The 3,336-nt window shown below is 42.3% G+C and carries 3 protein-coding genes; 2 read left to right on the forward strand and 1 reads right to left on the reverse strand.

Features of this window, described 5'->3' with window-relative positions:
* Nucleotides 1-381 precede the first annotated feature (381 nt).
* Together ACFQ2O_RS20655 and trpS are read left to right on the forward strand one after the other, a co-directional pair.
* Complete coding sequence (locus ACFQ2O_RS20655; RefSeq protein WP_377532591.1) at nucleotides 382-1,296, forward strand: EamA family transporter; 915 nt, start codon at nucleotides 382-384, stop codon at nucleotides 1,294-1,296.
* 249 nt (nucleotides 1,297-1,545) lie between these two features.
* Nucleotides 1,546-2,520 carry a tryptophan--tRNA ligase gene (gene trpS / locus ACFQ2O_RS20660; RefSeq protein WP_377532593.1) on the forward strand — a complete coding sequence of 325 codons (975 nt, stop codon included), beginning with the start codon at nucleotides 1,546-1,548 and terminating at the stop codon, nucleotides 2,518-2,520.
* A 74-nt stretch (nucleotides 2,521-2,594) separates the two neighbouring features.
* On the opposite strand, the gene ACFQ2O_RS20665 is transcribed toward trpS, so the two are convergent.
* Nucleotides 2,595-3,185, reverse strand: a complete 591-nt coding sequence (locus tag ACFQ2O_RS20665) for a hypothetical protein (protein ID WP_377532596.1) — start codon at nucleotides 3,183-3,185, stop codon at nucleotides 2,595-2,597.
* Nucleotides 3,186-3,336 lie beyond the last annotated feature (151 nt).

Here is a 3,336-nt window from a genome sequence, read left to right on the forward strand (position 1 = left end):
CGTCTATCTTTATATCTAGGCTATAGAAAATGTTAGCCGAAAGAGAGATCATCAAATTCAAATAATCTTATACTTAGAAATCAAGGCCTGTCTAAGTATAGAATTGCCATCTACTTTTAAAACTTAAACAAAAGGTAATTAAGTGATTATAATATTTCATAAGTAAGATGTTAAAATATATTTGGAATTATACTCAACAGTCACGTACCTTTGCAGTCTTGCAAAATAGCAAATGCCAGATTTTTTAGCACATACACAAATCTTCATTACAGGATACGAACTACACGACCTGTAACAGTACCCCTCTTCTGTATTTGGGGCTACTGCAGCCTCTTCTTTTCTATTTTTTTGGGTTGATTATTTTAGACTGGAGGAACAATTATGTTCAGAGGTGTCGCCTTGGTTTTTCTTGGCGCTTGTAGTTTTGGAGTGCTATCAACATTTGTAAAGCTAGCTTACAAGGATGGTTTTAACTTGGGTGAAGTAACGGGCACTCAGGTTTTTTTTGGGTTGATTATTCTTTGGACAATCGTGTTGTTGCGCAAGCTGCTTAGCAGTAAAGCCGACAACACGTCGTTCAAGGAGGCTTTGAAGCTGGTTGCCATGGGTACCAGTACCGGCCTTGTCAGCATTTTCTATTACAAATGTGTCCAGGCAGTGCCTGCCTCCATAGCCATTCTGCTGCTTATGCAGTTCACTTGGATGAGCTTGCTGTTGGATTCTATTATAAAACGCAAACTACCTAGCCTCCTGCAAATTGCCACAGTGGTATTGGTGCTGTTTGGCACAGCACTGGCAGGCAGGTTATTCTCAGGCACTATACCCGATTTTGAGCTATCAGGTATTGTGTATGGCCTTTTGGCAGCATTTAGTTACACTCTCTTTCTGATGGTAAACGGCTCCGCCGGCAATCATTTACATCCTGCAACTAAGAGTGCCTTGATATTAACAGGAGCCTGCATTTTAATATTCACCATCTTCCCGCCAGTATTTTTGGTAAACGGTGCTTTGTTTGATGGCTTGTTTAAGTGGGGCATCTTGTTAGCCTTGTTCGGAACGGTTATACCCCCGCTATTTTACGCCTACGGCATTCCCAAAGTAGGCCTCGGGCTAAGTGCCATACTTAGTGCGGCAGAGCTTCCGGTGGCGGTGTTAATGTCGAGCTTGGTCCTAAACGAAGAAGTATGGGCTGTACAGTGGCTTGGAGTTGCACTGATTCTCGCGGCTATCCTACTTTCAAATTTAAACTCTCTCAGAAAACAAAAAAACAGCCCACCGAAAGTAGTAGCAGCTTAAGCCCCAGAGTGGCTTGAAATAGCTTAATGTACATCCTGCCTGCTGCTGCATAAAAATATACTTTCGGCTGTCAGCTAGCAGCTCGCTCATTTTGTGCTTGCTTTAGTTTTCACTTCAGACAGCACAGTTAGCTGAAACCATACCCATACTTGCTTCTAATTACCGTTCAGAAGCAGCGGCTTTGATTTATACTTCCTCCTTTCAGGCAATTTCGCTTAATTTGCAGCCTAAACTACAACACCTAAACCTATGGCACGATATCTTACAGGAATACAGAGTACGGGCCGTCCGCACCTAGGCAACCTGCTGGGCGCTATTATTCCTGCTATCAAGTTTTCTCAAACCTCTGATGAGGCAGCTCTATACTTTATTGCAGACATGCACTCGCTTACCACCATTCGCGATGCTGAAGTACTGCGCCACAATACCTACTCAGTAGCAGCAGCATGGCTTGCTTTTGGTTTTGATACAGAGAAGCATATCTTTTATCGCCAGTCTGACGTGCCCATGGTAGCAGAATTAAACTGGTACCTTAACTGCTATACACCGTTTCCGATGCTGGCCAATGCACATTCCTTCAAAGATAAATCATCGCGCCGTGGCCTCTCCGATGTAAATGCGGGTTTGTTTACGTACCCCGTACTTATGGCAGCCGATATACTTCTATATGATGCCAATTTTGTACCTGTAGGGAAAGACCAGATTCAGCACCTTGAGATTACCCGCGATATTGCCAGTTCATTTAATCATGCCCACGGAGACACTTTTGTGTTACCTGAGGTTAAAGTAGATGAAACCGTAATGACAGTGCCTGGCCTTGATGGTGAGAAAATGAGCAAATCGTACGGCAATATCATTGATATTTTTGAAGCAGATAAGCCGCTCCGTAAGACAATCATGAGTATCGTGACCGACAGTAAAGCGCTGGAAGAACCGAAAGAGCCTGAAAATGATACAGTCTTCAAACTATATAGCCTTCTGGCATCTCCGGAGCAAATTGAAACGATGCGGAATAATTACCTGGCAGGGGGCTACGGTTACGGTCATTCGAAGCAGGCACTGTATGAGCTTATCATCACCAAATATGCAAAAGAGCGGGAGTTGTTTAATTACTATATGAACAATCTGCCTGAGTTAGATAAAAAGCTGCTAGAGGGTGCAGCAAAAGCGAAAGCAATTGCATCGCCTGTATTACAGCGTGTTCGCCAAAAGCTGGGTTATTAACTTATTCATAATCAAAAGAGCGCCTGCTGGTCTCTATTCCGGCAGACGCTCTTTACTTTATATATCTCTAAAAATTAAGAGCCGTAATAGCGACTATAATTTTCATTATACTCTTTTTCATCCAGTGTATTGTCGTTGTTGCCATCCCACAGGCTAAATATTCCGTCAGAATATTCTCTTTCGTTTATCATGTTATCCTGATCCCTGTCCCACTCGGTCCGGTAGTTACTGTTAGCCATACCCGCCCTAAATTCATTCTGATCAATGTTATTGTCAGAGTTGGCATCCCAATCTCTCCAGTTTTGGTTTTCTACACCATAATCATTGGCAGCCGTTTGCCATTCATTTTCATCTAGCTTATTGTCGTCATTGTCATCCCAGGTTGAGAAGAAACTGTCGTTAAACTCATTTTCATCTAACATTTGATCACCGTTTGCATCCCAGCCTCCAAACCTTTCTGTTGAAGTAAAGGTGCTGTTAAAGCTGTCATTGTCCCAGGTGCTACCGGTAGCTTGAGGCGCATCTGTTTCGACAATTTCGTTTTCGGCAACAGATTCATAACTTTCAGTTTCTGCTTCGCCACCACAAGCTACTAAGCCAGCAATGATGGCTAGACAAAATCCGTTTCCTACATACTTTAGCATTGCTATCTTTTTAGTTTTCATAGTTTTCCAGTTTAAATTATATACTAAAACCTACGAAGCACAACAGATGCAAGGTTTGAAAGCTGCTAAAAGAGAAGTAAAGAGAGGCCTGTCCTAAGTATAAGCATGTATGACTTAGGTGAAAACATTACACTGTTTATTATAATCTAGT

Source organism: Pontibacter rugosus (assembly GCF_042678745.1).
GTDB classification, from domain to species: Bacteria; Bacteroidota; Bacteroidia; order Cytophagales; family Hymenobacteraceae; genus Pontibacter; species Pontibacter rugosus.

Bases quoted from the DNA above. Each gene is read 5' to 3' on its own strand.
- trpS (WP_377532593.1), top strand. From the start codon at position 1,546: ATGGCACGATATCTTACAGGAATACAGAGTACGGGCCGTCCGCACCTA.
- ACFQ2O_RS20655 (WP_377532591.1), top strand. From the start codon at position 382: ATGTTCAGAGGTGTCGCCTTGGTTTTTCTTGGCGCTTGTAGTTTTGGA.
- ACFQ2O_RS20665 (WP_377532596.1), bottom strand. From the start codon at position 3,185: ATGAAAACTAAAAAGATAGCAATGCTAAAGTATGTAGGAAACGGATTT.